At 34.9% G+C, this 21,013-nt stretch carries 22 protein-coding genes, 2 pseudogenes and 1 riboswitch; of the genes and pseudogenes, 5 read left to right on the forward strand and 19 right to left on the reverse strand.

The window, feature by feature from the left end; genetic code table 11:
• Positions 1-16 precede the first annotated feature (16 nt).
• The 3 genes and pseudogenes from GZH82_RS10675 to GZH82_RS10685 form a co-directional block, all read right to left on the reverse strand.
• Positions 17-1,088 (reverse strand): annotated as a pseudogene (locus tag GZH82_RS10675) (NAD(P)H-dependent flavin oxidoreductase).
• Between the two features lie 49 nt (positions 1,089-1,137).
• A complete protein-coding gene (locus tag GZH82_RS10680) occupies positions 1,138-2,136 on the reverse strand; it encodes a CNNM domain-containing protein (RefSeq protein ID WP_162682462.1) in 999 nt (332 codons plus the stop codon).
• Between the two features lie 500 nt (positions 2,137-2,636).
• Positions 2,637-3,323 (reverse strand): CPBP family intramembrane glutamic endopeptidase, encoded by a 687-nt coding sequence (locus tag GZH82_RS10685; protein WP_162682463.1) that lies wholly within the window; start codon positions 3,321-3,323, stop codon positions 2,637-2,639.
• 514 nt (positions 3,324-3,837) lie between these two features.
• On the opposite strand from GZH82_RS10685, the gene GZH82_RS14690 reads away from it, so the two are divergent.
• The 3 genes from GZH82_RS14690 to GZH82_RS14455 all read left to right on the forward strand — a co-directional run bounded on the left by GZH82_RS14690 (position 3,838) and on the right by GZH82_RS14455 (position 4,518).
• Complete coding sequence (locus GZH82_RS14690; protein ID WP_473964384.1) at positions 3,838-3,972, forward strand: transposase; 135 nt, start codon at positions 3,838-3,840, stop codon at positions 3,970-3,972.
• 271 nt (positions 3,973-4,243) lie between these two features.
• Positions 4,244-4,315 carry a hypothetical protein gene (locus GZH82_RS14450; protein ID WP_275401882.1) on the forward strand — a complete coding sequence of 24 codons (72 nt, stop codon included), beginning with the start codon at positions 4,244-4,246 and terminating at the stop codon, positions 4,313-4,315.
• Positions 4,316-4,398: 83 nt separating this feature from the next.
• Entirely contained in the window at positions 4,399-4,518 is a 120-nt protein-coding gene (locus GZH82_RS14455; protein WP_275401856.1) for an ATP-binding protein, read from the forward strand.
• 187 nt (positions 4,519-4,705) lie between these two features.
• Here GZH82_RS14455 and galU read toward each other — a convergent pair.
• The 7 genes and pseudogenes from galU to sufC all read right to left on the reverse strand — a co-directional run bounded on the left by galU (position 4,706) and on the right by sufC (position 12,813).
• A pseudogene (gene galU, locus GZH82_RS10700) lies at positions 4,706-5,535 on the reverse strand (UTP--glucose-1-phosphate uridylyltransferase GalU).
• A gap of 31 nt (positions 5,536-5,566) precedes the next feature.
• Positions 5,567-7,060 carry a glycosyltransferase gene (locus GZH82_RS10705; protein ID WP_162682464.1) on the reverse strand — a complete coding sequence of 498 codons (1,494 nt, stop codon included), beginning with the start codon at positions 7,058-7,060 and terminating at the stop codon, positions 5,567-5,569.
• Between the two features lie 450 nt (positions 7,061-7,510).
• A complete protein-coding gene (gene sufB, locus GZH82_RS10710; protein ID WP_162682465.1) occupies positions 7,511-8,908 on the reverse strand; it encodes a Fe-S cluster assembly protein SufB in 1,398 nt (465 codons plus the stop codon).
• 96 nt (positions 8,909-9,004) lie between these two features.
• A complete protein-coding gene (gene sufU / locus GZH82_RS10715) occupies positions 9,005-9,454 on the reverse strand; it encodes a Fe-S cluster assembly sulfur transfer protein SufU (RefSeq protein WP_019166867.1) in 450 nt (149 codons plus the stop codon).
• Entirely contained in the window at positions 9,444-10,685 is a 1,242-nt protein-coding gene (locus tag GZH82_RS10720) for a cysteine desulfurase (RefSeq protein WP_162682466.1), read from the reverse strand. The genes sufU and GZH82_RS10720 overlap by 11 nt, the downstream gene beginning before the upstream one ends.
• Before the next feature lie 28 nt (positions 10,686-10,713).
• On the reverse strand, positions 10,714-12,021 hold the full coding sequence (gene sufD / locus GZH82_RS10725; protein WP_162682467.1) for a Fe-S cluster assembly protein SufD: 1,308 nt from the start codon (positions 12,019-12,021) through the stop codon (positions 10,714-10,716).
• Between the two features lie 21 nt (positions 12,022-12,042).
• The gene (gene sufC, locus GZH82_RS10730) at positions 12,043-12,813 is read right to left on the reverse strand and encodes a Fe-S cluster assembly ATPase SufC (protein WP_162682468.1); all 771 of its coding nucleotides are present in this window, start codon (positions 12,811-12,813) and stop codon (positions 12,043-12,045) included.
• Between the two features lie 297 nt (positions 12,814-13,110).
• Between sufC and popT the strand changes: the two genes are divergently transcribed.
• Entirely contained in the window at positions 13,111-13,971 is an 861-nt protein-coding gene (popT, locus tag GZH82_RS10735) for a polyprenyl-phosphate transporter PopT (RefSeq protein ID WP_162682469.1), read from the forward strand.
• Between the two features lie 227 nt (positions 13,972-14,198).
• On the opposite strand, the gene GZH82_RS10740 is transcribed toward popT, so the two are convergent.
• The 9 genes from GZH82_RS10740 to GZH82_RS10780 form a co-directional block, all read right to left on the reverse strand.
• Positions 14,199-14,411 (reverse strand): hypothetical protein, encoded by a 213-nt coding sequence (locus tag GZH82_RS10740; protein ID WP_162682470.1) that lies wholly within the window; start codon positions 14,409-14,411, stop codon positions 14,199-14,201.
• 654 nt (positions 14,412-15,065) lie between these two features.
• Positions 15,066-15,884: a MetQ/NlpA family ABC transporter substrate-binding protein gene (locus tag GZH82_RS10745; protein ID WP_162683051.1), complete on the reverse strand. Its 819-nt coding sequence runs from the start codon at positions 15,882-15,884 to the stop codon at positions 15,066-15,068.
• Positions 15,885-16,024: 140 nt separating this feature from the next.
• Complete coding sequence (locus GZH82_RS10750; protein ID WP_162682471.1) at positions 16,025-16,846, reverse strand: MetQ/NlpA family ABC transporter substrate-binding protein; 822 nt, start codon at positions 16,844-16,846, stop codon at positions 16,025-16,027.
• A gap of 25 nt (positions 16,847-16,871) precedes the next feature.
• Complete coding sequence (locus tag GZH82_RS10755) at positions 16,872-17,567, reverse strand: methionine ABC transporter permease (protein WP_162682472.1); 696 nt, start codon at positions 17,565-17,567, stop codon at positions 16,872-16,874.
• On the reverse strand, positions 17,560-18,588 hold the full coding sequence (locus tag GZH82_RS10760; RefSeq protein WP_162682473.1) for a methionine ABC transporter ATP-binding protein: 1,029 nt from the start codon (positions 18,586-18,588) through the stop codon (positions 17,560-17,562). The genes GZH82_RS10755 and GZH82_RS10760 overlap by 8 nt, the downstream gene beginning before the upstream one ends.
• A gap of 98 nt (positions 18,589-18,686) precedes the next feature.
• A riboswitch (SAM riboswitch) is annotated at positions 18,687-18,794 on the reverse strand.
• Between the two features lie 37 nt (positions 18,795-18,831).
• Positions 18,832-19,152 (reverse strand): thioredoxin family protein, encoded by a 321-nt coding sequence (locus GZH82_RS10765; RefSeq protein WP_162682474.1) that lies wholly within the window; start codon positions 19,150-19,152, stop codon positions 18,832-18,834.
• A complete protein-coding gene (locus GZH82_RS10770) occupies positions 19,115-19,510 on the reverse strand; it encodes a toprim domain-containing protein (protein ID WP_162682475.1) in 396 nt (131 codons plus the stop codon). Before GZH82_RS10770 ends, GZH82_RS10765 begins: the two co-directional genes overlap by 38 nt.
• Positions 19,511-19,588: 78 nt before the next feature.
• Positions 19,589-19,969 carry a glycine cleavage system protein GcvH gene (gene gcvH / locus GZH82_RS10775; RefSeq protein WP_162682476.1) on the reverse strand — a complete coding sequence of 127 codons (381 nt, stop codon included), beginning with the start codon at positions 19,967-19,969 and terminating at the stop codon, positions 19,589-19,591.
• Between the two features lie 73 nt (positions 19,970-20,042).
• Positions 20,043-20,399 (reverse strand): arsenate reductase family protein, encoded by a 357-nt coding sequence (locus GZH82_RS10780; protein WP_203232886.1) that lies wholly within the window; start codon positions 20,397-20,399, stop codon positions 20,043-20,045.
• 284 nt (positions 20,400-20,683) lie between these two features.
• On the opposite strand from GZH82_RS10780, the gene GZH82_RS10785 reads away from it, so the two are divergent.
• Complete coding sequence (locus tag GZH82_RS10785) at positions 20,684-21,004, forward strand: thioredoxin family protein (RefSeq protein ID WP_162682478.1); 321 nt, start codon at positions 20,684-20,686, stop codon at positions 21,002-21,004.
• The last annotated feature ends 9 nt before the right edge of the window (positions 21,005-21,013 follow it).

Genomic DNA, 21,013 nt, shown 5'->3' on the forward strand with positions numbered 1-21,013 from the left:
TAAAGAAACAAGCCCATTACAAGTTGAACTTGTCAATTTGTTGTTGGGCTTGTTTTAATAATTGTTTGAAAAGTGTATTCACATCGACATCTTTTGCTAAGCGAACACCTTGACCACTCCAGACATGCATCCACTCTGATTGGCCACTTTTCGCCGCAGTGGCTCGAATTTGTTTTGTTAAATCATTTTGTATCGGATAAGGTAATACGTCTACTTCACCTTGTTCCAAATCCTCTATAATTTTATTTTTAATTCCTCTTGCAGCCTTACCACTTAAAACTTTTGTGACAGTGGTATTTGTTTCGTCGCTCTCAAAAATCATGCGCTTATGAATTGACTTGGCATGGCTCTCTTTTATTGTTAAGAAAGCTGTCCCCATTTGAACAGCATCTGCACCTAACGCGAGACTCGCTATCCAACCTCGTCCATCCATAATACCACCTGCTGCAATGACCGGAATAGAAACATAATCAACAACTTGAGGAACTAACGCCATTGTACCAATCATTGACTGTATGGCTTCTTTTTTAAAGGTACCGCGATGACCACCTGCTTCGCTTCCTTGTGCTACTACAAAATCAAGTCCCGCTTCTTCCACAGCAATGGCCTCTTCAACTGTCGTTGCACTGCCAATTAAAATGATATTTGCCTTTTTCAGTCGCTGTATCATCGCTTTTGATGGCATACCAAAAGTAAAGCTACATACAGGAACTTGCAACGCTATAATGATATCAATCATTACTTCAAATTCCGCTTCACTATGTTCGCCAATTATGGCAGGTGGTAAATTTAAACTTTGTTGATAGGGCTTTAAAAAAGTATTCATACGTTCAACAGCTTCTTCGGTTGTATGAAAAGGTTTCAGGAACAAATAGATTAACTGCGAATGTTTTTGACGTCAGCGCTTTAACTTGTTTAATAGAAGCGGCTAAATCATCATGAGACAAATAACCTGCGCCTATCGTACCCAATCCCCCATTTCGTGAGACTTCTGCCACAAGCTCTGGTGTCGTTGAACCCGCCATTCCCGCTTGTATGATTGGATATTTTAAACGAAGTCGCCGTGTAAATTCTGTTTGATACCACATTAAAATCTCCCCCTTGATTTGAGAATAGTGATGGTAATCGTTTATCGTACTAGCGAACTTGATTCAACTTATCGTTCTCTTCACGATCCATTTCGTCTTCAATTTCCATACCTAACATTTCTTCAATCAAATCTTCATGCGTGACAATTGCATCTGTGCCTCCATATTCATCCAACACAATCGCCAAATGTTTTCTCGTAATGGTCATTTTTCTGAGTACCCATTCTGCACGATTATGCTCATAAACAAAAAGTGGCTCTGAACAGAAATCTAAAACTGATTTTTCAGGCGTTTTACTCCATACAAGTAAATATTTTGAATGAAATACACCAACTACATGGTCAATGTCGCCTTCATAAACCGGATAACGCGTATATGGATGATTAGTGACAATATCATATACTTCATCATAATCATTTTCTACAGATAATGATGTTACATTCACACGTGGCGTATTGTTAATATCGTTCACTTTCAAACGGTCAAAGTTCATCACACCTTGGATACGATTACGCTCCATCTCATTAAAGGCACCCTCAGTTCCCGCAATAGAAACCATTGTACGCACTTCTTCTTTAGACACACCTTGATTCTCTTGACCGCGAGATAATAAACGATTAATCCCATCTGTTATTGCATTTAAAATCATGGTAATTGGCTTTAATATAATGACAAAAAAGCGAATAACTGGAAAGACAAGTCGCGCAATCGGATCTGGAAATGTTGCAGCTACAGATTTTGGAATCACTTCCGCAAAAACAATAATCACTACAGTTAAGATCGCCGAAGCAATCCCAACGTTTAACCCTAGATCAACCGCCAATATCGTCACCAACGTCGGTAATAAAATATTCGCGATATTATTACCAATCAATATGGTCGTAATAAACGCACTCGGTTTATCTAAAAGCTTCAATAAGTTTGCAGATTTTTTATTGTTATGGTCCGCTTCAGATTTGAGTTTGACCCTGTTTGCTGCAGTGAGCGCAGTTTCACTTCCTGAAAAGAAGCAAGATACAAAAATTAATAGAATGATCGCAATGATCATTAATCAGTTCCCCCTCTAATTTTCAGTAAAAGCCAACAAGCCACTAACCCAGTTATTTAAGCATTCATCAAAAAATGATGATAGCTTCGGCATACAGTGTTTTATAGTTGAACTTCCTACCTTTAAAATCATCTTAAAATCGAAAAATTTTTAAATCATATTAACTTTATTGTCTATGATGCACATTTAAATTGCAAGTTAACTCCCAACAAAAAGTAACAGATTATTAATTGTATACCCATAATACCTTTGCGTATGTTATCACATCTTATTCACTTTTAAAAACAACGGATAATCTATTCGCCACTAACATTACAAAAACATGTATTTAAAGAGTTTATCGTGCTTTCACGCCATCAATTATGATTAATGCGAAGTCTCCAATGACATCTTCGAAACAAGACAAAAAGTAATATAATTTTTCAGTTTGCATCAGTAAAATAATTTTTAAAACATGTCTCCGATCTCTACATATTTTTTACTTTATGTCTAGACCCTTGTTAAATTGAATTTAAAATGTGTGATACTGCATTAATGAGAATGTGTAGTGTGATTGAAACTAAAAGATTGCGATTTGATGTTAAATATACATAAGTGAGTGTAATACCTCCTAAAATAAAAGGTAAGAATGTCCAGATAGATTGAAAATGTAAAAAATGTGCAATGCCAAATAAAAAGACAGATACAATTGACATTGTTAGGTAACCCCATTTTTTTCCTAATTCGCCAATAAGCAAATGACGAAAGAGTATTTCTTCGACAATGGGTGTGAATACGCCAATCGTTAATAAGCTCAATATGAAATTATAGTTTTGAATATCTAATATTGCGAGTGGTACAGCTTTTTGATATATCCAAATAAAGCTACTCCAAAGTATGTAGACAATAATGATTTTCTTTATGTAATGGCGCAATTCTATCCATCTATATTGGAAATGATTAAAAATAAAGTCTCTTGTTAAAAAAATGAAAAGAAGAACGATAACAAGTTGGGATATCAACATAACAGTATTAAAGAGTAGTGTTTGTACCTCAGGTGTTACATGATACTTTAATACCTTTTTCAATATAAAAGGTAAGTATTGTTCAGCAAATAAAGGAGAAAAATATTGAAGCAAAACAAAAAGTGGAAATAATATAAAATCTTGATACCTTATTTGTTGTCGCCTTATTGAGAAATTTGACATATGTACCTCCTGTAGTGCATATTTTCACAAGTTTACCACTTTAAACAATAAAATACAATATTAAAAATGATAAATTTTAAAAACGATTAATATATGACTAATAGAAAGTCGTTTTTTCGATAAATTTCCACTGTGTCGCAATAAGTCATAGCCTCTTCTTGAAGCTTTAAAATAGGGCTCTATATTAAATAAACTGAACCCCTCATTTTGGACACATAAAAGACAAATTAATTCATTGATTATTTAACTATATTAATGCGCTATCGTTTACTTTCGGGGCTGGGACATAAATCCCGGCTCAAATAAAGAATCGACTAAGTAAGAAATCATTTACTTAATCGATTCTTTTTTATATATTATTTCAAAAAAAATAAAGTCCTCGCGTATAATATTGAATAACCACAAACATAAATACGGAGGAACTTTATATGTATAAAAATTATTACATGTTTCAACTCACACTTCCAATAGAAACTGAGATGTCGTATTCATTATCAACAAGCTGGTAGAATCTATTCCCCAAGAAGCTTTTAATCCATATTATAGCCAAAGAGGTCCTTCATCATACCATTCAAAAATGATGTTAAAAATCATACTGTATAGTGATGCCCATTCTGTTTTTCAGGACGAAGAATCGAGCATCTGTTAAAAGATAGTTGTCGAATGATGTGGCTTGCGCAAGGTCAAACGCCAACTTATAGAACCATCAATCGCTTTAGAGTGAATCCCCACATGATGGAATTTCCACATATTTTATTTTTCGGTTTAAGAGCACAATGATTAGAATTAGAAGATAAACTCATTACAGAGGACGTCATTTATATTGATGGCACAAAAATAGAAGCAAATGCGAATCAGTACACATTACCACATCAGAGAAGAAAGGAATAATCAATAAAACTTTAAAACAATTAAGCAGAATCGAACTGCTTATCATTGATGAGATAGGCTATACCCCCATCTCAAAAGAACAGGCAGATCTCTTCTATTAATTGATGTCACTCAGATATGAAATCCACAATCATAACGACGAATATCCCCTTTTCTAGTTGGGGGGGCATTTAGTAACAAGATAGTGTCAGCAGCTATTATTGATAGACTCATTCATCATTCAAAAATATTTAAAATTACAGGGGATTCCTACCGACTTAAAGACTATAAAAGTGAAAAAAGTTTAAACATACGTCATTCTTAAACCGCTAAAAAACAACATTTTCAAACCGCTATTGACAAATGAGCAGTTTAATATATAAATAAAGCGATAAATGGCTAAATTGTAACAATTGAAAAAATAAAAAGAGAACGTGAACAACGGTATCAATTCGATAACATCGTTCACATCCTCTCATTTATTGTATCATTTACACTGTAATATAGATGTTCTACTTCAAAGTTTGGATAAACTGACGAATTTCTTCTGACATTTCCGCATCTTTCAAAGCGTACTGAATCGTCGTTTTGACAAAGCCAATTTTTTCACCGACATCAAAACGTTCCCCTTCAAAATCATAAGCAAAAACTTGTTCGGATCGATTCAAACGCTCAATCGCATCTGTTAATTGAATCTCTCCGCCCGCACCTGTTTCTTGATTTTCAAGATAATCAAAAATGTCAGGTGTTAGCACATACCTTCCCATAATCGCTAAATTTGATGGTGCTGGTTTTTCCACAAATTTTGTCACTTCATATAAACGATTGTCTTTTGATTTTGGATCAACAATCCCATAGCGGTGCGTGTCTTGTTCAGGTACCTCTTGAACGCCAATGACAGATTTACCCGTGCGGTCGTATTCTTCAATCAATTGCTGAATAGCAGGTGTATCAGACTCAACAATGTCGTCACCTAATAACACGGCAAAAGGCTCATTCCCAATAAATTGTCTTGCCGTTCAAATTGCATGACCTATACCTTTTTGCTCTTTTTGACGTACATAAAACATGTTCGCTAAATTTGTAGAATGACGCACTTTTTCCAATAACGCATCTTTACCTTTTTCAGCTAAGTTATTTTCTAATTCCACTTGGTGAGCAAAATGATCTTCAATCGCACGTTTATGTTTCCCTGTCACGATAATAATATCTTCAATGCCAGCACGTACTGCTTCTTCAACAATATATTGAATGTTGGCTTATCTAATATCGGTAACATTTCTTTCGGCATCGCTTTAGTTGCAGGTAAAAAACGTGTCCCTAAACCTGCTGCGGGAATAATCGCTTTTTTACAGTCATACTAAACTTCCTTTCTACACTAAGATATTCCCATTAAAAAGTTTACCCCATTTTTCCATTATTTTATCAGATTGATATAGTTCAATAATTGTTTTTCTACCTTTTTTTCCATATCGCTTAGCTAAAGCTTTATCATTAATGACTTTTAAAATTTTATCAGCCATTTCAGAAATATTTTGGTTTTCGATTAAATAACCATTTTCTTCGTATTTAATGAAGTCTGAAGGGCCATATTTAATATCAAATGCAATCACAGGCTTTTCTAGTAACATCGCTTCAATAATGCTAAGACCTTGACCTTCAACTTGAGATGTAGAAACGACACAACCAAAGTCTTTAATTTTATCAGTTGCATTATTGGTATAGCCTAATAATTTAACATTTTTCTCAAGCTCATTTTCTCTTATTAAACGCTCCAATTTATTTTTCTCTTCTCCATCACCATAGATATGAAATTCTATCTCATTATCCTTTTCAACAACTTCTTTTGCTACTTCTATTAAGTATGGCAAACCTTTTTGTGGTACTAATCTAGAAATATGTCCAACCACTTTTCGATGTGTAGTTTCAGGGATTTGGTCTGTGATGTTAATAAAATTACTAATGACAGAAACGTTATCAATTTGGTATTCATTGATAACATCTCTTTTTTGCGCTTCAGTGAGACAAATAATTCCATCTATTTTTTTGGCATTTTTTAATATAAAGTCTTCTCTTTCTTTAATTGCTCCACTATTATCAAAATTTTTATAATGATTAGTATGAATCACAGCAAACTTTTTTGCAATTTTATGTTGAGTCGCTAGCATTTTTGGAAAACTACCTGGGCCATCACATATCATGATATTCTTCTTATCATCTTTAATTAGTTCATCTAAAAAATATGTACAAAATCCTACATTATTTTTAAATTGTTTTTTCTCATTAATCAAATATGTTTGTCCGACACTACCATTTTTGGCATTGATTTGTCTATATAAATAGAGGTAGCACTTACTATCAAAAAATTGCTCAGCTGTTAATTTATTTTCATGATTAAACACATCAATTTTTTGAATCTTCTCTTCACGATAATAAATTCTTTTAATCCTTTTATTGTTTTCAAATATATCTAAAAAGCTTGTATTCTCAAAAGATTTTTTATAGGCTACGTATGCACCAGTTTTTTGATTGAAATATCTAGAGACAGATTGACTTTCTTTTATCTCAACTGTTCCTTTTAATAACTGGTCTATAGCCTTATATAACGTTGGATTCCTTTTAATTTTTGATCGCTCTGCTTTAGCTTTATAGAAGTCAAAAGGATTCAACATTTCAGTTCTCCTATCCATCTTTTTGGATTCTTTTAATGCCTGAATAATTTCTGGATAGTCCAATTTGTAATCAAATGTAACAATGTTACCCGCAATTTTGTTGTCATAAAAAACTTTACTCCTTGTCAACATGGCAGTCGTCATGCCGCCTTTATTAACATCCAACTCATGTACAATCATAAAAACTTTTTTCATTTAGTACCCCCCCTGATTTTCAAAATAATATCTTTAGCACTAGTTTTTATTATTTTTTTGAATTTTCAATTAATTTTAGTTTTATTGAAATACGCATTATCTACTTATTCTTTAAAATCGTGAACAGGAAGCAATTTAATACATCCGAGTATTTTAAGTTGAATTGGACTCTAATAATAAATATGAGTAGTGTGCGTCTCTATGTGCTACTTTTAATTATAGCATCACTTACATTTTGATTGATATACAATTTTATTAACAATCACACACCTAAATACTAAAGGTATACAAGAAAACATATAGTTTTAAATTCTGCAATTAAAAATCAAAGTATTCCATTCTTATATGAGTAATAACGAAAATACCCCTTTATTTTGAATATAATCAAAATAAAGAGGTATCAAACTGTCTTAGCTATTCACTAAATCCGCTCAACCATGCTTATTCAGCTTAGCCGATACTACCTTCCATCTCGAACTTGATGAGACGGTTCATTTCAACGGCATATTCCATTGGTAATTCTTTTGTGAATGGCTCGATGAATCCCATAACGATCATTTCTGTCGCTTCTTCTTCAGAAATACCACGTGACATGAGATAGAATAATTGTTCTTCAGATACTTTAGACACTTTTGCTTCATGCTCTAATGAAATATTGTCGTTGAATATTTCATTGTATGGAATAGTATCAGATGTAGATTCATTATCAAGAATTAATGTATCACATTCAATGTTTGATCTTGCGCCTTTTGCTTTACGACCAAAATGAACGATACCACGATAAACCACTTTACCGCCATCTTTAGAAATCGATTTTGAAACGATCGTTGAAGATGTGTTTGGTGCTTTATGAATCATTTTAGCACCTGCATCTTGAACTTGACCTTTACCGGCAAATGCGATGGATAATGTGCTACCTTTTGCACCTTCACCTAATAAGACACACGCTGGATATTTCATTGTGAGTTTAGAACCTAAGTTCCCATCTACCCATTCCATGTTGCCATTTTCATGAACGAATGTACGTTTTGTCACAAGGTTATACACGTTGTTTGCCCAGTTTTGAATCGTTGTGTAACGTACGTGCGCATCTTTGTGTACAATGATTTCAACAACTGCTGAGTGTAATGAGTTAGTTGTGTACACTGGTGCTGTACAACCTTCAACATAGTTTACAGATGCCCCTTCGTCAGCAATGATTAATGTACGTTCGAATTGACCCATGTTTTCTGAGTTAATGCGGAAATACGCTTGTAAAGGTGTGTCCAATTTCACGTTTTTCGGTACGTAGATGAATGAACCACCTGACCATACTGCTGAGTTCAATGCTGCGAACTTGTTGTCAGCTGCTGGAATGACAGATGCAAAATATTCTTTGAAAAGTTCTTCGTTTTCTTTTAATGCTGTATCTGTGTCTTTGAAGATAATTCCTTTTTCTTCAAGTTCTTTTTCCATGTTATGATAAACCACTTCTGATTCATATTGTGCAGATACACCTGCTAAATATTTTTGCTCAGCTTCTGGAATACCTAATTTATCGAAAGTACGTTTAATTTCTTCAGGTACTTCATCCCAAGAACGCTCTGAACGCTCTGACGGTTTAACATAATACGTAATGTCGTCAAAGTCTAATTCAGATAAGTCGCCACCCCATTGTGGCATTGGCATTTTATAAAACTGTTTTAAAGATTTTAAACGGAAGTCCAACATCCATTCAGGTTCGTTTTTCATTCTTGAAATTTCACGTACAATATTTTCTGTTAAGCCACGTTCTGATCTAAAAATCGATACGTCTTCATCATGGAAGCCATATTTATAATCGCCTACATCAGGTGCTTTTTTAGCCATCAATTATCACTCCTATTTCTAATTCATTCATGAGTGCCTTATGACAACTCATTTCAACTCTATCGTTATCGCCGTGTAAAAAGTTCTCACGAGCGACTATTCTTCACTTTTACCTTCTTTTTCTACAGTACCCTTTTCAAGTGCTTTCCATGCAAGTGTGGCACATTTAATGCGGGCTGGGAATTGAGAAACACCTTGTAATGCTTCAATATCTCCCATTTCCTCAGTGATTTCATAATCTTCACCGAGCATCATTTTCGTAAATTCTTGACTCATTTGCATGGCTTCTTTTAAACTATGCCCTTTAATCGCTTCAGTCATCATCGACGCACTAGACATCGAAATCGAACAACCTTCACCTTCAAATTTCGCATCACGAATGACACCATCTTCAATATCAAATGTTAAACGGATACGGTCACCACAAGTGGGATTGTTCATATCAACAGTCATCGTTCCGTCTTCAATGACACCTTTGTTGCGAGGATTTTTATAATGATCCATAATCACCGAACGATATAATTGGTCTAGATTATTAAAGTTCATATGAGAAAAACTCCTTCGTTTGTTTCAATCCTTCGACAAGTTGATCGATATCTTCTTTTGTATTATAGATATAAAAACTTGCACGTGCTGTTGAAGAAACGTTTAACCATTTCATTAATGGTTGTGCACAATGGTGACCTGCACGGACTGCGACACCTTCAGTATCCAAAGCAGTCGCAACGTCATGTGGATGCACATCTTTAAGATTGAACGTAATGATACCTGCACGTTTGTCTTTAGATGGTCCGTAAATGTCGATACCTTCAATTTGTGACATTTGTTCATAGGCATACGTTGTTAAAGCTTGTTCATGTTCGTGAATCGCATCAAAACCAATGGACTCAATATATTCAATAGCTGCTTGTAAGCCAATCGCTTGAGCAATTAAAGGTGTGCCTGCTTCAAACTTAGTCGGTAAGTCTGCCCAAGTACTGTCATACAAGTCCACAAAATCAATCATATCGCCACCAAATTCAGTTGGCTCCATTTGATTTAAGTGTTCTCGCTTTCCATAAAGCACACCAATTCCTGTTGGTCCAAGCATTTTATGGCCACTAAAACTATAAAAATCAACATTCAAATCTTGAACATCTACTTTCATATGTGGAACAGATTGTGCACCATCAACTGAAATAATCGCACCATGTTCATGCGCAATTTCTGCAATAGCTTTAATATCATTAATTGTTCCTAATACGTTAGAAACGTGCGCGATCGCTAAAATTTTAGTACGTTCTGAAATTGTCTCACGCACAGCTTCTAATGTAATCGTACCATCTGCTGTCATCGGGATAAATTTTAATGTCGCACCTTTACGTTTCGCGAGTTGTTGCCAAGGGACAAGATTCGCGTGATGCTCCATTTGTGTGACAACAATTTCGTCACCTTCTCCTATATTGGCATCTCCATAGCTATGTGCAATCATATTAATCGCTGCTGTTGTACCACGAGTAAAAATAATTTCTTCAAAATATTTCGCATGGATAAAACGACGGACCGTTTCACGCGCCCCTTCGTAACCATCTGTTGCAAGTGAACCAAGTGTATGCACACCACGATGCACGTTGGAATTGTATCGCTCGTAGTAATCTGTCAATGCGTCAATCACTTGCTTCGGTTTTTGACTTGTTGCTGTTGAATCCAAATATGCAAGACGTTTCCCATTTACTTGTTGTTCTAAAATGGGAAAGTCTTTGATAATTGCTTCTACATTTAGTTTTGTATCGGCCACTACAATCACAGACCTTTCTTGAATTGTATTATTTGCCTACTTTCAGCTCAATCACTTCACGTAATTGACGTTGAACATCTTCAATTGGTAATTCACGTACAACTGGATCTAAGAATCCGTGAATGACAAGACGTTCTGCTTCTGATTGTGAAATACCACGACTCATAAGGTAGTAAAGTTGTTCTGGATCTACACGACCTACTGATGCTGCGTGTCCTGCTTCTACATCGTCTTCATCAATTAATAGAATTGGGTTCGCATCACCACGTGCATTTTCAGAAAGCATTAACACACGTGATTCTTGGTTTGCTGATGAACCTGAACCACCGTGCTTAATATGACCAATACCATTAAAGATAGAAGAAGCATTTTCTTTCATTACACCATGCTTCAAGATATAGCCATCTGTTTCTTTACCATATTGCACAATACGAGATGTTAAGTTAATCGTTTGATCGCCACGTCCAACCACAACTGATTTAAGCTCAGAAGATGAACGATCACCAATTAGGTTTGTTGTGTTATCAATAATTTGGTCGCCTTCATTCATTAAACCTAATGACCAACGAATAGAGGCATCTGCTGCAGTCACACCACGACGAATGATATGACCTGTAAATCCTTGATCTAAAAAGTCAACAGAACCATATGAAATGTTAGAGTTCGCGCCTGCGATGACTTCAGAAACAATATTTAATTGATTTCCTTCTCCACTTGCAGTTGATAAATAGTTTTCTACGTATGTTACTTCAGCGCTTTCTTCAGTCACTAATAAAACGTGGTTGAAGAAACTTGCATTGTCATCGTCATGAAGCACAACGTATTGAATGGGATGTTCAACGACTACATTTTTAGGTACGTAGACGAAAATACCACCGTTCATTAATGCAGTGTGTAAAGCAGTTAAGCGGTGTTCATCTACCGTAACAGCATCTTTCATAAAATACTTTTGAACTAAATCACTATGATGAATTAACGCTTCACTTATATGCTCAATAATCACACCGTCTTGTAGCGCTTTTTCATTTACTTTTGTATATGCAAGCGTGTTATTATGTTGAATTACCAAGTTTTCAGTGTTTTCTACGTTAATAATACGATCGATTTCTTTTGGTAATTCTTTTAAATCATTGTACACAGCACCTTGTGTTTCATGCTGTTTAAATGAATCAAAATCCCATTTTGTCAATTTTGTTTTATCTGGTTTAGGCATTTCTAAAGATTCGACTTGTTTAAGTGATTTTTTTCTTAATTCAGTCATCCACGAAGGTTCGTTATGGGCTTGTGAATAATCAACAAGTTGAGCTTCAGAAATATTTAATGTTTCAGTCGTCATAATTATTTCCTCCTGTGATGATTATTGGTTTGCCATTAATGATTCGTATTCTTCTTTAACCCATTCATAACCTTCTTCTTCAAGGCGTTTTGCTAATTCAGCACCGCCTGATTTCACTACGATACCGTTATACATAACGTGCACGTGATCTGGTGTGATATAGTTTAATAAACGTTGGTAGTGCGTGATAATTAATGAACCAAATTCTTCTCCGCGCATTTCATTGATTCCTTTTGATACAACTTTTAATGCGTCGATATCAAGACCAGAGTCAATTTCATCTAAAATAGCGAATTTAGGTTGTAACATCATTAATTGTAAAATTTCGTTACGTTTTTTCTCCCCGCCAGAGAAACCTTCATTTAAGTAACGTTGCGCCATGTCTTTATCCATATCTAAGAAATCCATTTGTTTGTCTAACTTTTTAATGAATTGCATTAAGTTAATTTCGTTACCTTCTTCACGTTGCGCATTGATTGCTGAACGCATAAAGTCCGCATTTGTCACACCCGTAATTTCTGATGGATATTGCATAGCTAAGAAAAGACCCGCTTTGGCACGTTCATCAACTTCTAATTCTAAAACATTTACTCCATCTAATAACACTTCACCTTGTGTCACTTCATAAGACGGGTGGCCCATAATTGCTGAAGATAATGTTGATTTACCTGTACCGTTTGGCCCCATGATGGCATGAATTTCCCCTGTGTTGATTGTCAAGTTAACACCTTTTAAGATCTCTTTATCGTCAATAGACACATGTAAGTCTTTAATTTCTAATGTTGATGGCATTAATATTCCCTCCAAAATAATGTTAGATTCCATAGTTTAGTTTATAATAATTTTAATGTAACGTCAAAAGGTTTTCAAATCTATCTAGTTGCTTATTATAACGGAAATAAAGGGATTGATAAACCGTTTAGCGTTATATATTCAGTTTGTAGAAGAATCATTCTCACAAACTTTTTTAGAAACGTTATTGATAATTAAAAGCACTCTGTTCTCATTCAAATCGAGATGATATTATCACTAATAGAAAATGGGTATAATATGTTATGATGTATGGATAAAAAAGAAAGGATTACAATTATGTCGAAATTTAAACTTTCTAATATTCCACGTGGTTTCGCAATGGGTGTCAGTGATTTAATTCCAGGCGTAAGTGGCGGTACAATTGCGTTATTACTCGGAATATATGATGATTTCATTCAATCAGTAAGTGGTGTTTTCTCAAAAAATTTTAAAAAGAGTATTTTATTTTTATTACCGATAGTGATTGGCATGGGCTTAGCAATCGGTATTTTAAGTAGTGTCATTAATTATTTATTAGCCGAACATCCCGTCCCGACTATGTTCTTTTTCTTTGGACTGATATTAGGGATTATTCCATTTTTATTACGCATCTCAAGATATAGACAGACATATCACATTCAGCATTGGCTCGTCATGCTTGTCTGCGTCATTATTTTAGCGACAATGGCATTTTTCAAAGGCGACAGTAGTCATGCTGTGCCTTCACACATCGATTTATCAGGACCGATGTTGATAAAATATTTAATTGCAGGGATTTGTGCATCAAGTGCGATGTTATTGCCCGGCATTTCAGGTTCATTCGTTTTATTATTATTCGGCGTTTACAGTACAGTGACATTTTCTATTTCAGAAGCTGTTCGTTTTAACTTTGAAGGGCTTCCTGTCATTTTATTAGTCGGTGTCGGTGTCGTCATCGGTTTTGTCATCGCAAGTAAAATCATTACGTTTTTACTCGAACATTATACGTATTTAACTTATGCTGCAATATTAGGGCTAGTGATCGGTTCACTCTTCTCAGTGTTCCCAGGACTGCCGACATCAGGACTAACATGGGTCGTCTCTATCGTAACACTCATTATCGGTTTTGCTATAAGTTACATCTTAGGTCAATTTACAGCCGAAGCTGAAACAAAATAAACTGAAAGCACACATGACCATTTCGATTGTGTGTGCTTTTTGACATTATTATTAGGAAGAAATACAGAATAGTTCATTTTTTATTATTTGATAGCAATCATCAAAGACTTTTACATATTTCTGAATTAACTTAATTTCATCCACTGTGACTTTTTCACTTTGATAATCAGCTTTAACTCTTGATTGCTTAAGTTTCAAATAAACAGATTTAATATTTTTTGCCCTAACTAATTACATTCTTTTTTCTCATCTCTCATAGCTTTATTGATTTCTTCTTCAACACAAAAAATAAGAGATGTATGTGAAGATTTATCATTATCCTTTTTAGAATTTTGAAATTCAGTTTGAGCTAAGTGTAATAATTTTTGAAAGCATGAAAAATAATATCTATTTGCTACTACATCATTATCATCGCCTTCATTTGCTAATTTATGAGCCAATTCCCTGTTTTTTTACTTTTGTCTTGCAAACTCATTTTAATCACCTAGCCACTTCTAACCGTATAAACAACATAATTTTCCTCTTATTGATATAATCTTGTCAATAACTATTTCTAGCTTAACTATACATTATGCTGTCTTTATTGAGACTGTCTACAAATATACTAAATACTATGATAATTCAACATCAATATACTTTATTTGCGCTTCTATCATTTTCACATGTGTATTGTTTATGAGTTTCATTCGTCTAAAACATATGAATTAAAACTAAAATTTCACACTTTATCCTCATCAATTCACAGACTTTAAATTCAAAGTGATCAAACAGGCGAGGCCCCGATTGTTACAATATGGATTGAGCTTAACCCCTTTTAATTTAACAGTGGCTACTATTTAACGCAGTAGCTGTCTGACTTCTCAACGCTTTCACTTTTGAGAAGTCTAGTCAGCCTTGCGGAGGCAGTACGACGAAATCTTTGTGTCACATAAGATTTCTGTACTACTCCCGAAAGCCCAATTTGCCTTCTATAAAAATAATGACGACATATTGAAAAATGGTATTGAGACTTCAGCTATTCTCGGAAGTACCGCCCGTTTTAAGCAGTAGGTACATTTCTCAAACTCATTGTATATGAAATGTGAATCAGAACATTACTTCGCAGGAATAACAGCACCATCAAACTCTTTATTAATATAATCGCGCACTTCATCCGACTGTAACACCTTCAATAACTCTTGATACTTTTCATCATTTTTATGTCCTTTTTGAACAGCTAAAATATTCGCAAATGGGGATGACTCATCTTCAACCGCAATCGAATCTTTCAATGGCTTCAAACCATTATCAATCGCATAGTTAGAGTTCATAATGACCGCATCACCTTCATTATTGTTGTACGTTTTTGGTAAGAATTCTGCCCCTTGTTGGTTATCGAACTCAAGATGCTTTTTATTTTCCACAATGTCATCTAACTTCGCATCTTCAATTTTCACACCATCTTTAATCTTAATTAATCCCGCTTTAACGAAAAATGATAAGAAACGTCCTTCTTCAGCTGGATTATTTGAAATATAAATTTTAGCGCCATCTGGTAAGTCTTTTAAACTTTTATGTTTTTTACTATATACAGCCATTGGTGTTGTTAAGACTTTACCTACTTCTTCAATTTGATAACCGTGTGACTTTTGTTCTGCTTTTAAATAAGGGACGTGTTGGAACATGTTCGCATCGACATCACCTTTGTCTAACAATTTGTTCGGAATTTTATAGTCATTGACTTCACGAACTTCAACGTCATACCCTTTTTTCTTCATAATCTCAGCAGCCTTTTTCACAACTTGTCCATGTGGTGTAGGTGTTGCTGCAACAACGATTTTTTTACTATTACTTTCATTGCTTCCTTTACCACACGCTGCCAAAACAAGCACTAGTGCAGCAATTGCAGTGAACAATACTGATAATTTTTTCATATGTATCATACGCTCCCCTCATACCTATGTTCATCATTGTTATAATGAATGTGGTGTGATAGTAAAGTCTTTTAACTGACTTCCACCTAATCACACCGCATTGTATTTTTATTTCACATCATATGCTAGTACGATTCACCTTATTCTGCAGGTAATACAGCACCATCATATTTTTTCTTAATGAAGTCTTTAATGTCTTTAGAATGTAAAACTTCCATTAAAACTTTGATTTTTTCATCGTCTTTATGGCCCTCTTTAACAGCGATTAAGTTTGCATAAGGGTTGTCTTCACCTTTTTCAACAGCAATTGAATCTTTTTGAGGGTTTAATTTTTGTTCGATAGCAAAGTTAGAGTTGATGATCACGGCATCACCTTCATCATTTTGGAACGTTTTTGGTAAAAATTCTGCAGATTGTTTACTGTTAAATTTAAGGTCTTTCTTATTTTCAGTAATATCATCAAATGTTGCGTCTTGGATTTTTACACCCTTTTTAATCTTAATTAAACCTTCATCAACGAAGAATTTTAAGAAACGTCCCTGTTCAGATGGGTTGTTAGAAACGAAAATTTCTGCCCCTTTTGGTAAATCTTTTAAGCTTTTATATTTTTTTGAATAAACAGCCATAGGTTCTAAATGAACATTACCAGCAGATTCAATTTTATAACCTTTGTCTTTTTTCTCAGTGTCTAAATAAGGTGTATGTTGGAAAAAGTTAGCATCTAATTCCCCAGCATCTAATAATTTGTTTGGTGTTGTGTAATCATTAATTGTTTTAATTTCTAAATCGTAACCTTTATCTTTCAATAATGGTTTTGCTTGTTCTAAGATTTCAGCGTGTGGCGCAGGGGATGCCCCAACAACAATCTTTTTGTCTTCTTTTTTACTATCAGAACCATTTCCACAAGCGGCTAAAGCAACTGCAACAACAAGAACAACAATAATCGATAAAAATCTTTTCATTAATACAATCTCCTCTTCACTATTATTAGCGTTTATCTATTTTATTCGTTATCCAATCACCTAAGAATTGAATAATAAATACCAAAATTAATATTAAAATCGTTGAAACTAAAATGACGTCATTTTGGTTACGCGTGAAACCTGTTAAGTATGCCAAGTTCCCTAAACCACCTGCACCGATAACACCTGCCACTGCTGTAGATCCTACTAACGCAATTGCTGTCACAGTAATCCCTGAAATGAGCGCTGGCAATGATTCTGGAATTAACACTTTAAGTATAATATTCCAAGTTGTTGCCCCCATTGAACGTGCCGCTTCGATGACACCTTTGTCAATTTCTTTCAAAGCAATCTCAACTAAACGTCCGTAGAATGGTGAAGCACCGATAATTAATGCAGGTAACGCACCTGTCGGACCACTAATTGTACCGAGTACTAAACTTGTGAACGGAATTAAGAGTAAGATTAAAATGATAAATGGAATCGCTCTGAATAAGTTCACAACAAACGATACAATGCTATAAAATACACGACCGATTTTGGATTCGCTTTTCGATGTTAAAAACAAAATCACGCCTAGGATAAGCCCTAACACGAACGAAAATGCTGTCGAGATAATGGTCATATACAATGTTTCGTACGTCGCTTCCCATACATCAGGCCAACGTATATTTGGCATTGTAATCATTTCTTGCAAGATTTCGCTAAAACTTTTACCCATGACTGACCACCTCTATCTCAACGTTTTGTGCTTTTAACTCTGCCTGAATTTGGTCAAAGTTAATGCTCGAAAACTGTTCAATGTGCACTAATAAATAACCTAATGTACCCGTTTTAGAATGCTTAATATTGCCCTCTAAAATATTCACTGAAATCCCATGTGTCTGTGTTAAGTGTGACACAACTGGATGCGTCGTATTCTCACCAGAAAAAATGAGTTTAGCCAATACTTCATCTTTGCCTAATTTAAAAGTTTGCGCTAAATCTTCACTATCATCACTCGGTTTCAAATCATCTTGAACGAATCGGCGTGTCACTTGATGTTGTGGGTGCTCGAAAATGTGTGATACTTTGCCTTCTTCAATCACACGACCATTTTCCATGACTGCAACTTCATCACAAATACGACGAATGACGTGCATTTCATGTGTAATCATAATAATCGTTAAGTTTTTCTCGTTTTTGAGTTGTAACAACAAATCTAAAATTTCGTCGGTTGTTTGTGGGTCCAATGCACTTGTGGCCTCATCACATAACAAGACTTCTGGATCATTAGCCAATGCACGCGCGATACCAACACGTTGCTTTTGTCCTCCTGATAATTCTGATGGATACGCATGTTCTCTCCCTTGTAGCCCAACGCGTGTGACTAATTCTTGTGCACGTGCGTTCGCTTCATTTTTCGGCACGCCAGCAATTTCAAGTGGAAAAATAATGTTGTCTAGTACAGTTCTTGACCACAATAAATTGAAATGTTGGAAAATCATACTCACTTTTTGACGCTTTTGACGTAACTCAGCTGGACTTAATTGCCCGATATTGTCACCACCAATAACCACTTCCCCTGATGTCGGTTTTTCTAAATGATTAAATAAACGGACTAAAGTACTTTTACCTGCACCCGAAAATCCAATAATGCCGTAAATCTTACCTTTTCCAATTTCGAGATTGACGCCATCTACAGCAGTAACAGATTTCGTTTTGCTTTCGTACTTTTTCACTATATTTTTAAGTGTGATCATACTGTTCCTCCCCGTGTTGCTACTTTAAAAAATTTGAAAATAAAAAATGCTTCCCCTTTTTAAAGATAAAAGAGAAAGCATGAATGTAGATTGCTTTTCTCTCATCTTCAAAAGTAAAAATACTTTATGTGAATTGGCACCATTTCTATAACTTAGACGGTTGCCGGGCTTCATAGGGCACATCCCTCCGCCACTCTGGATAAGAGTTTTCTGACTATTCGATTGATTATTATATTATCATCGTCATTCACTGTCGTCAATGACTTTTTTTAATTTTTCTAACAAGTAAGGCACAGAATGAAATGCATAGAGTCGCTCTGCTTCTTGATTATAGCGCATAATCATTAAAATAGGGACCGATTGAATTTCTTTTTCTTGACTCCATTCAGGGTGATAATTCAAATCCAACTTCACAATCGGAAGCTGTGTCATTTCATTTGCGATATCAAGCATGCGTTCTGATATTTTGCATGTGCCACACATCGGTGTATACCCAAAAATCAGATGAACACTTTGATTAAAATGCTCAGATATATTGTTCGATTGCTTTGAAACACTCTTCATATGAATACTTCCCTTTTACATAAAAGTCTTGCTTCACTTTAAAATCAAAATGCTGCAATACGTTTGAGAGGTAATCGCGTGGACAACGGGCAACTTCACTATATTTCGTATCAATATAGATGTCTGTACTTTCACTCAAATATGTCGTAAACCATTTGCGAATGCGACGACCTTCTGCATCTGCATCTACTAAAATGTAGACTTGTTTATCATACAGATATTCAATCATATTGTCTAACTTTTCGATTCCCATCGTCCCATGTGTACAAACGATTTCGACAGGTTCCAACAACACCTCTTGAACACGTTTTTTATCAGATTTCCCTTCAACAACAATAACCTTATGGATCATCGTCATGGTCTTCACCTTCTAAAAAATATTTGAGTATAAAAAACTCCTTGATAATAAAATTACCTAGGAGTTCTCATTTTGATATTATTCGCCAATCATTTTTTCGTAACCAGCTGCATCTAATAATGCGTCTAGTTCACTTTCATCTTTTAATTCAACTTTAACCATCCAAGCTTCCTCATATGGTGATTCGTTAACTGCTTCTGGTGAATCCTCTAAGTTTTCATTCACTGCAACGACTTTACCAGAAACTGGAGAATATAATTCAGATACTGTTTTAACAGATTCTACACTACCAAAAGTTTCGCCTTCTGATACTTCATCATCCACTTCTGGAAGCTCAACGAAAACGATATCACCAAGTTCGCTTTGCGCAAAGTCAGTAATACCAATGATTGCAGTATTTCCTTCAACTTTTACCCATTCATGTTCTTTTGAATATTTTAATCCACTTGGCACTGCCACTTGAATCCCCTCCTATTTAATGATTACGGTTACAAGTTAATCATGACACATTGCAACGGTTCAATCAACTATTTTATGACACCCAAATGTCACGATAGTCAGCTTCTTTAAAACCAACAGTTACCGTATCACCCGAAACCGCAAGTGGTCTTTTCACTAACATGCCATCAGATGCGAGTAATTCTAATTTTTCTTCATCACTCATATCACCTAATCGATCTTTTAAATTCAGTTCCTTATATTTTGCACCGTGCGTGTTGAAAAATTTTTTAATATCTAAATCTGATTTCTCAATGATTTGACGAAATTCTTCTTTTGTCGGTGTATGTTGTGTAATATCAATAGGTTCAAAGCTCACGCCATTATCTGATAAAAACTTGGCTGCTTTTTTACACGTTGTGCAGTTTAGATATTGATAAAATTTGATCATCATTAAACCTCCTCGTTCAAATTAATTCAAATATAACAAATTATTATTTAAAATGCTTGTATTTTTAGCATGCAAGTTTCAACATAAACAACTTTTGCGCTATAACAAATAAATAGCAACAAATTGATTCCCATCACTGCAATTACTTTTTCAAGTTAACTTCCGACCACTTTTTCGAGCACTTTCCATACATCGCAAAGACTGCTCCTCGATTTGTACGGGTGACTTCTCTTATAAAATTCGTTATAATATCGTTACTTATCAGTTAAAAGGAGAGGTCTAACATGCAAAGTATTACAACTATGGATGCATTCAATCAAGTGATTCAAAGTAATGAACCTGTCATTATTAAATTCGAAGCAGGTTGGTGCCCTGACTGTAGAGCGATGGATATGTGGATTGACCCTATCGTTGAAAAATATAACCAATATGAATGGTATGCAGTAAATCGCGACGAATTAGAAGAAGCAGCAACGCAATATGAAGTGATGGGAATTCCGAGCCTTTTAATTTTCCAAAATGGCAAAAAGCTACATCACTTACATTCTGCCAATGCTAAGTCACCTGAACAAGTCGAAAGCTATTTGGCTGAAAGTTTAGGCTAGTTTTCAATT

This window comes from Staphylococcus sp. MI 10-1553 (assembly GCF_010365305.1).
Classification (GTDB): domain Bacteria; phylum Bacillota; class Bacilli; order Staphylococcales; family Staphylococcaceae; genus Staphylococcus.

Excerpts from the sequence above, each read along its gene's own strand:
- GZH82_RS10680 (WP_162682462.1), bottom strand. The coding sequence starts at position 2,136 with ATGATCATTGCGATCATTCTATTAATTTTTGTATCTTGCTTCTTTTCA.
- GZH82_RS10685 (WP_162682463.1), bottom strand. The coding sequence starts at position 3,323 with ATGTCAAATTTCTCAATAAGGCGACAACAAATAAGGTATCAAGATTTT.
- GZH82_RS10705 (WP_162682464.1), bottom strand. The coding sequence starts at position 7,060 with ATGAAAAAAGTTTTTATGATTGTACATGAGTTGGATGTTAATAAAGGC.
- sufB (WP_162682465.1), bottom strand. The coding sequence starts at position 8,908 with ATGGCTAAAAAAGCACCTGATGTAGGCGATTATAAATATGGCTTCCAT.
- sufU (WP_019166867.1), bottom strand. The coding sequence starts at position 9,454 with ATGAACTTTAATAATCTAGACCAATTATATCGTTCGGTGATTATGGAT.
- sufD (WP_162682467.1), bottom strand. The coding sequence starts at position 12,021 with ATGACGACTGAAACATTAAATATTTCTGAAGCTCAACTTGTTGATTAT.
- sufC (WP_162682468.1), bottom strand. The coding sequence starts at position 12,813 with ATGCCATCAACATTAGAAATTAAAGACTTACATGTGTCTATTGACGAT.
- popT (WP_162682469.1), top strand. The coding sequence starts at position 13,111 with ATGTCGAAATTTAAACTTTCTAATATTCCACGTGGTTTCGCAATGGGT.
- GZH82_RS10745 (WP_162683051.1), bottom strand. The coding sequence starts at position 15,884 with ATGAAAAAATTATCAGTATTGTTCACTGCAATTGCTGCACTAGTGCTT.
- GZH82_RS10750 (WP_162682471.1), bottom strand. The coding sequence starts at position 16,846 with ATGAAAAGATTTTTATCGATTATTGTTGTTCTTGTTGTTGCAGTTGCT.
- GZH82_RS10755 (WP_162682472.1), bottom strand. The coding sequence starts at position 17,567 with ATGGGTAAAAGTTTTAGCGAAATCTTGCAAGAAATGATTACAATGCCA.
- GZH82_RS10760 (WP_162682473.1), bottom strand. The coding sequence starts at position 18,588 with ATGATCACACTTAAAAATATAGTGAAAAAGTACGAAAGCAAAACGAAA.
- GZH82_RS10765 (WP_162682474.1), bottom strand. The coding sequence starts at position 19,152 with ATGAAGAGTGTTTCAAAGCAATCGAACAATATATCTGAGCATTTTAAT.
- GZH82_RS10770 (WP_162682475.1), bottom strand. The coding sequence starts at position 19,510 with ATGACGATGATCCATAAGGTTATTGTTGTTGAAGGGAAATCTGATAAA.
- GZH82_RS10780 (WP_203232886.1), bottom strand. The coding sequence starts at position 20,399 with ATGATCAAATTTTATCAATATCTAAACTGCACAACGTGTAAAAAAGCA.
- GZH82_RS10785 (WP_162682478.1), top strand. The coding sequence starts at position 20,684 with ATGCAAAGTATTACAACTATGGATGCATTCAATCAAGTGATTCAAAGT.